Below are 6,739 nucleotides of genomic sequence, written 5' to 3'. Positions count from 1 at the left end.
ACACCGACTACCGGCGCCCATTCAACACCTTCGCTGAAACAGTTTCGGCAGTTATCGGACTGCATTTCTGGCGGGCCTCGTGAATAATCCTCATTCTCTCTCTCCAAATATTTTACAGGATTGTTGCGATTTCTACGGAAAGGCTAAGCCAGTTCCGACTCAATTCCATAGCACGCGAGCGAAGATGTCGCGGAGTACCGTCCGATTCTTGACGCATAGGTTGTCGGTGTCAGTGGGTGCCGGGGTGGAAGATGCTGCGGGCAACCGAAGCAGGACGCTTACCGAACGATCGTTGCTGTATCCGACAAACGCAACGCAGTCCTCCACGCCCAACTGGGAGGGATTCTTGCCGAAAGTCAACTCGGCTGGATGGCCGAGTTGTTCTGCCATCCATAGGGATTCAGAGTCATGGCCTTGCTTTACACCGCCTTGGGGGGTCCCAATGCCGAGCGAAACTGCCACCGGATCTCGGCGATCCTGCATCCAACTACATGTGTCGATTTTCCCGACGATGGTCATATCTGGTTGCAAGCCTTCGTTGCGCGACGGCGACAAACCGGTTTTGCCTACGATGCCGGACACTTCGGAGGGCGTGGCTAGCGAACACGGGTCCAACCCCTCGAAAGCGACGGGCGGCTGATACCACTCCGAAGGAGCCGCTGTACTTGTGGCCCCTGCGGATGTGGTACTCGTTTCTGCAGAAGGTTTCGGGTCGCTGTCTCCGGAACATCCAGCGACGGTTGCTGCGACTACGGCTACGGCTACGGCTACGGACAACAGCCGTGCCGGACTCTTCAGGTGAATTTGGGTGCACCTCATTCGATTACTCCTTGCCATTAGTAACTTGGCCCAACGAATCGCTGACCGGTGTCACGGATAGTTCGTCAGCGTCCGAATAGTCACCAGGGATCGTCGTATGTTTCATCCAGATCAGGTTGGTTGATGCGAACGGCGGCATCGATCCATTGGCTGAGCTGGCTTGCCTGGCCTTGCGGCGTGGCAGGGTTGACGTTCAGGTCGTCGCAGTTGCGGGTGATGGTGTAACGGCCGTCGTCTGTGAAGTCGTGCCATTCGGTGCTGTGTTGTGCTTTCGGGCGGTCGAGTATGCCGCCGAGATAGAGGGCTGCACCGCCGCGGCCGTCGGTGGGACGGTTGAAGAATCGGCGGGCGCGTTCCGACGGTGAGTTGTGGGCGACGTCCTCGAAGTAGCTGTCCCGTTGGGGATTGAGATCGCGGGTGTGAAACGTGGCTGGCGGGTGGGTTCCGGGGCTTGCTTTGGGGAGGCAGGTGATCAGGTTGCGGGGTAGGTCTTCGGGGCGGCCGAAGTTTACGGTGATGGGGCCGTCGTTGCCGTCGCGGTTGATCTGGCTGATCACGACGGCCTGGAAGTCGGTGCGGGTGGCATGGACTCGATATGCGGCCGTGGTGTTATCGCGGGTTTTGGTTGTACTGCCTGATATTTGGATGCGGAACGTTGCGCTGGTGGCGGTGTCGATCGCGCGGCGGATCATGATGAGTTCGTCGCGGTCGTAGGCGGCGAGAAGTTTCGCGCTGTAGTTGTCGAACTCTTCTTGGTATGGGAACCGGGAGGTGTAGCGCAGGGGGCGGGGGAAGCGGTCGACCGCGTCGCTGTACCAGTGGATCGCGAACTCGTCGGGGTCGAAGGTCCATTCGGTCACTGCGACTCGCCTTCTGGCTCGACGGGGCGAGTTTGCGCGGCGAGAAACTGGGAGCCGATCGCTTGCGGTGTGGCCTTTGCGGTCTCGCCGAGCAGTTCTCGGGTGTTGGCTTCGTTGATCAAGTAGTCGGGGGTTTCGTGAGTGTTCTCGTCATCTTGCCCGCCACCACGGCCCGCGCCGGCGCCCATCATGCCTGGGGCGCCTGCCATTCCGCGTCCCGCGGCACCTGCCGCAGAGGCGGCCGCTGCCGCTGCGGGGAGACCGGCCGCTGCGGGGAGACCGGGTATTGCGCGGCCCGGTGTAGGCACGGCAGCGCCGGGGACGCCTGCCGAAGGGGAACCACCGGACGGGCTGCTCGGACTACCAGGTGATCCCGGCGTGTTCGGGGTGGCGGTGCCCGGCGTAGTCACGGGTGATTCCGCGGCGGCTGCTGCGGTGTCGTCCTCGGAAGCTGTGTCGTCCTTGGCGTTGTCTTCGGTCGTGTCGTCCTCGGACGTGTCGTCGTCTTCGGTGTCGTCACCGTTGGTGTCGTCATCCTCGGTGTTGCCGTCGTCGGTGTCCGGCTCGTCTCCGGGGCCGTTGTCCTCGTCTTCGTTCTCACTGCCCCCGCCGTCACCATCACCCTTGCCATCCCCATCTCCATCGCCGCGGCCACCGGGGATGAAAGATTCGGTGACCAGGCTGGTCGGGTGGTCGAGCACGGGCAGGCCTGCATCTACCGCTTTGAAGGCCTCGACGTACTTGGCATTCATGATGGCGCGGGCTTCTTCTTCATCGTCATTGCGGCCGTCTTCGAACTCGTCGTTGTCGAGCCAACGATCCTTGATATCCCAGAGGTCGGGATCGTCCTTGCGGGGCGGGATCGACGACTTTGTGTCAGAAGAAGACGTAGCCGACGAGGAGATCAATCGGGCGACTGTCTCGAATGCCGGAGTGAGCTCCTCAGCCTTTTTGGTATACGCCGATATCGCGCTCTTCGAGGCCTCGGCGGCGTTACCTTCCCACGCCTCGGCGATCGCCGCGTGCATCCGCTGCCGGAATGTATGCAACCCGACCGCCCAATCCGTTTTCGCCTGCCAGAACACAGACGTGGCGGCGAAAGCCTGATCGACACCGACCGGTTCGAAGCTTTCGATGATCTTGGAGTGGGACAGGTCCTGCGGACGTTCCGTGCGGGGCGGGATCTTCGGGTTCTCGGTTCCGGCCATCAACGACCGCCGGGGATCTGGTCCAGACGTGCGGTTTCGGCGTTGAAGCGAGTGGCGAATGCTTCGTCCTCGGCGATGAACCGGTCGCGGACCGCGACGTGAAGCAGGCGAATGTCTTCCACTGCTTCCCAATGTTCCTTGAGCACGGTGTGGAAGTCGTTGCCGCCCTGACTGCCGTTGGCGATCTTGCGGAACCGATCGGCCATCGTCTGGGCTGAGGTCAGGATCGAACCTCCGTGATCGCCGAATCCCCAGGTCTGGATCTTGGCGACATCATCGATGTTCGCTTGGATCGCCACGATCGTCGTCTTGAACGCTTGGCACTCGTATTCGATCTTGGCGAACTCCTCCGGATCCATCCGAACCGTCAGATTGCCGTTCTTGGCTTCGGTGATCAGCGAGGTCAGCGGTGTGGTGCCGGTCATCAGGGTTCCCTCCCCGGAGCGATTCAGTGTGTTGTTCAAGCACCGGCGGGGATGCTCGGTGCGATCTTCTCTGCCAACGTTCGGGCAATCGTGCAGGCCGGTATGTGCCCGGTGGCGGGAACGTATTCCGGGTTGCTGATGAAGATGTCGAGACTGCCGTCCCGGATGTCGACATTCGCGGTGCAGACGTGGCCTGGCCCGGGCACAGCGGCGTCCTGTTGACGCGAGACGATTGCTTGTCGTCCTCCAGTCGCAAACTCCTCGGCGTCGGTGAAGTTCCGTGCCCGGATCATCTCCAGCGTGAGGTTCGTGGTCCTGATCTTGGTTCCGTACCCGTCACCGTTCTTGTACCCCCACCCACATCCACGCCACTTCACCCCGTTCGGCGCGTCGAGGTTGGACACAGGGTTGCGGTCCGGGCGCAGGTTCTCGGACTCGAACACCTCGACAGGGATCTGAGTGCACGGATCGAAGCCGGTCGGCACGCCAGCCGCGAAGGTCGGAGACGTATTGGTGGGCTGTTCGGGCGGAGAATCCGGCCCGCAAGCGCTGATGACGAGCGCAGCCCCCACAACGACGACGAGTCCATGCCACCGCTTACTCAGTACCCCCGCCATCGTCCCCCGCCGATCCGCTCGACCGTGTGCTGCCACTGACGGTCCGCCTAGTTGATGTCGGGCGAAGGCTATCAACCCCGAATGGGCCGGGCAACTGGTCGGACCACGACTGCCCTTGGTGGGCCTGATCCTCGTCGAGTTGACGGGACAGGTCGACCGGATACGCTGGCCGCGTTGTTCGATTGTTGAATGAGGGGGATCTCCAGTGGCGTTCGCGAATTCGTGGCAGATGTTCAAAACTTCGGCCGCGGTGCTGAAATCGCGCAGGGAGCTGGCGGTCTTTCCGGTGATATCCGGCGTGGCGAGCATGGTGGTGACCGCTACGTTCATCGTGCCGATCGTGGCGACGGATCTGTGGGATACGTCCTCGGTGGCGACGTACGTGTTGTTCGGATTGATGTATCTGGCTACGGCTTTCGTCACGGTGTTCTTCAACGCCGCGCTCATTTCGCAGGCCGACATCGCGTTGCGTGGAGGCGATCCCAGTGTGGCCGGCGGGATCAGTGCCGCGGCGGGGAAGTGGCCACGAATCCTGGTGTGGGCGGCCATTTCGGCGACGGTGTCGCAGTTGCTGCGGATTCTGCAGGACAGGGTGGGGTTCCTCGGGACGATCCTGGCCGCGGTCGCGGGGACCGCCTGGCAGGTCGTGTCGTATCTCGTGCTGCCCAAGATGGTGCTCGATGACCGTGGAGTGGTTGATGCGGTGAAGGATTCGGCGGCGGCGATGAAGCGGACCTGGGGTGAGAACGTGGTCGGTAACGCTGGTCTCGGCATCTTCGGGATCGTGATCGCCATCCCTGGCGTGCTGCTGATCGTCGCCAGTCTCTCGCTGCTCGCCTCGAATGTGGTTGCGGCGTTGGCGGTTCTGTTCCTGGGCTCCGTGTGCCTGATCGTCGGTGCCGTGGTGGTGTCCGCACTGTCGGGGATCTATCAGACGGCGCTGTATCGGTTCAGTGTCGACGGTGTTGTGCCGGTGGCCTTTGTGGACGCGAACCTGGCACAGGCATTCCGCCGGCGCTGATCGTGGTTGCAGCGCCTGCATGTTTGCGCTCCGCGCTAGGCCGCGTGCTACCGGGCGGCACAACACCTTTCGCCAATCCTCGACCATGATGCGACCTGCGGTTCTGCTGGTTACCGACCGGTCGGCCCGAAATGCTATGACGCACAGCGTGCCTCGCGTAACCGCACTCCCCCAACCGTTTTCGGCAGCGAGTGCAGCGGGGGTTCCACGTGAATCAGTGCAGTTCAGGGACGGTAAGCGCGGCGTAGCAGGTTGGGGAGGGGGTTGGCGTTAGGCTCGCCGACGTGACTTTCACTGTCGGTTTCGATCTGGATATGACGCTGATCGACTCGCGTCCGGGTGTGGCGTTGGCGATCGATGCGTTGGCTCGGGAGTTCGATCTGCCGATGGAGGGGGCGCGTTTCGCGGAGCATCTCGGGCCGCCGTTGGCCACGTTGCTCGGGGAGGCGGGGGCGCCCGATGATCTGATTCCGCATCTGGTTGCGCGGTATCGGGAGTTGTATCCGGGTGTCATCGACCGGATCGGTGCGTTGCCGGGGGCCGATGATGCGTTGGCTGCGGTGCGGGCGGGTGGTGGGCGGACGTTGGTTGTTACCGGGAAGTTCGAGCCTCATGCGCGACTGCATGTCGAGCATCTCGGGTGGCAGGTCGATCGGGTTGCCGGGGATCTGTGGGCGACGGGGAAGGCCGATGTGTTGCGGGAGGAGTCGGCGCAGGTTTTTGTCGGCGATCATGCGGGTGACATGCGGGGTGCCAAAGCGGCGGGTGTGGTGGCTGTCGGGGTGACGACGGGGCCCTATGACGCGGAGGGGTTGTGGGCGGCGGGGGCCGATGTGGTGCTCGACGATCTCACTCAGTTCGCGGGCTGGTTGGCCGAGCAAGCGGACCGTTAGTTCGCGAAACAGCTTGTGAGACAGCCTGGTTCCGGAACTGATCTGGAAGCCGGCGCGTTGACCGGTCATGCCGACCGACCCCTACTGGAACCACAACACGCACTACCACCCGTGGGTACTCGATCAGGTACCCGACAATGCCCGCACCGCATTGGATATCGGCTGCGGTGACGGCTTGCTCGCGCGCAAGTTGGCCACCCGATGCGACGCGGTTCTCGGGGTCGACATCGACGACCAGGTCATCGCCGATGCGCCCGACGCACCGAACGTCCATCTCGAGCGTGCCGATTTCCGTGACCTCGACCAGACTTTCGACGTGGTCACCGCCGTCGCCACGCTGCACCATGTCCCGATCCGGGAAGGCATCACCGCACTGCGCCACCTGGTCGCCCCCGGTGGAACCCTGGCTGTGGTGGGCTTGTGGAAGATGCACCCGCGCACCGACTTCCACTATCTGCCGCTGCTGCCCGCGATCTGGGGCATGGATCGATGGCGGCATCGCTCGCTCGGCGGGCCCGACGTCGCCTTGCGCGAACCACGGGAAACCATGGCCGAGATCCGTTCGGCGGCTGCGGAACACCTGCCCGGTGCGGAGATCCGGCGTCGTTTGATGTGGCGATACACGTTGCGCTGGCAGCGACCCCACTGAGACTATTTCGCGCAACCGCCCTTCTCGATGATAGAGTCCGGCAGGTTTTCGACGGGGAGGGTTGTCATCAACGTATTGCGAACAGTTGTGTGGCGCACCGAGATCGGGGGGTCGTCGCGATGACCAGGAAACGTAGCGCGCAAGCCCGGACATTCAGGGCCGGGTTAGCGCATCAACTTCGGCCTTCCTGGGGCGCGGGGCGGCCGTTGCTGTTGCTCGATGTACTGCCTCACGATCGAGTCCGGCG

The 6,739-nt window shown here is 62.9% G+C and carries 8 protein-coding genes; 3 read left to right on the top strand and 5 right to left on the bottom strand.

The features are described from left to right. Positions 1 to 159: 159 nt before the first annotated feature. The 5 genes from ACFWU5_RS28965 to ACFWU5_RS28945 all read right to left on the bottom strand — a co-directional run bounded on the left by ACFWU5_RS28965 (position 160) and on the right by ACFWU5_RS28945 (position 4,238). Entirely contained in the window at positions 160 to 819 is a 660-nt protein-coding gene (locus ACFWU5_RS28965; RefSeq protein WP_379270057.1) for a DUF3558 family protein, read from the bottom strand. A gap of 80 nt (positions 820 to 899) precedes the next feature. Continuing rightward, positions 900 to 1,679, bottom strand: coding sequence for an ESX secretion-associated protein EspG (locus tag ACFWU5_RS28960; protein ID WP_379270055.1), 780 nt, complete (start codon positions 1,677 to 1,679; stop codon positions 900 to 902). Then, the gene (locus ACFWU5_RS28955; RefSeq protein ID WP_379270054.1) at positions 1,676 to 2,887 is read right to left on the bottom strand and encodes a hypothetical protein; all 1,212 of its coding nucleotides are present in this window, start codon (positions 2,885 to 2,887) and stop codon (positions 1,676 to 1,678) included. The genes ACFWU5_RS28960 and ACFWU5_RS28955 overlap by 4 nt, the downstream gene beginning before the upstream one ends. Then, positions 2,887 to 3,312, bottom strand: coding sequence for a hypothetical protein (locus tag ACFWU5_RS28950; protein ID WP_379270052.1), 426 nt, complete (start codon positions 3,310 to 3,312; stop codon positions 2,887 to 2,889). The genes ACFWU5_RS28955 and ACFWU5_RS28950 overlap by 1 nt, the downstream gene beginning before the upstream one ends. Before the next feature lie 35 nt (positions 3,313 to 3,347). Further along, the gene (locus ACFWU5_RS28945) at positions 3,348 to 4,238 is read right to left on the bottom strand and encodes a DUF3558 domain-containing protein (protein WP_379270050.1); all 891 of its coding nucleotides are present in this window, start codon (positions 4,236 to 4,238) and stop codon (positions 3,348 to 3,350) included. On the opposite strand from ACFWU5_RS28945, the gene ACFWU5_RS28940 reads away from it, so the two are divergent. The 3 genes from ACFWU5_RS28940 to ACFWU5_RS28930 all read left to right on the top strand — a co-directional run bounded on the left by ACFWU5_RS28940 (position 4,237) and on the right by ACFWU5_RS28930 (position 6,492). Beyond that, positions 4,237 to 4,950, top strand: a complete 714-nt coding sequence (locus tag ACFWU5_RS28940; RefSeq protein ID WP_379270048.1) for a DUF6159 family protein — start codon at positions 4,237 to 4,239, stop codon at positions 4,948 to 4,950. The two genes, ACFWU5_RS28945 and ACFWU5_RS28940, sit on opposite strands and share 2 nt — an antisense overlap. A 284-nt stretch (positions 4,951 to 5,234) precedes the next feature. Further along, positions 5,235 to 5,843 (top strand): HAD family hydrolase, encoded by a 609-nt coding sequence (locus tag ACFWU5_RS28935; protein ID WP_379270047.1) that lies wholly within the window; start codon positions 5,235 to 5,237, stop codon positions 5,841 to 5,843. 67 nt (positions 5,844 to 5,910) lie between these two features. Continuing rightward, positions 5,911 to 6,492 carry a class I SAM-dependent methyltransferase gene (locus ACFWU5_RS28930; protein WP_379270045.1) on the top strand — a complete coding sequence of 194 codons (582 nt, stop codon included), beginning with the start codon at positions 5,911 to 5,913 and terminating at the stop codon, positions 6,490 to 6,492. Positions 6,493 to 6,739 lie beyond the last annotated feature (247 nt).

It is taken from the genome of Nocardia sp. NPDC058640 (genome assembly GCF_042716995.1).
Classification (GTDB): domain Bacteria; phylum Actinomycetota; class Actinomycetes; order Mycobacteriales; family Mycobacteriaceae; genus Nocardia.
The sequence above is the reverse complement of the archived record's forward strand: the minus strand, read 5'-3'. Positions and strand labels throughout refer to the sequence as shown.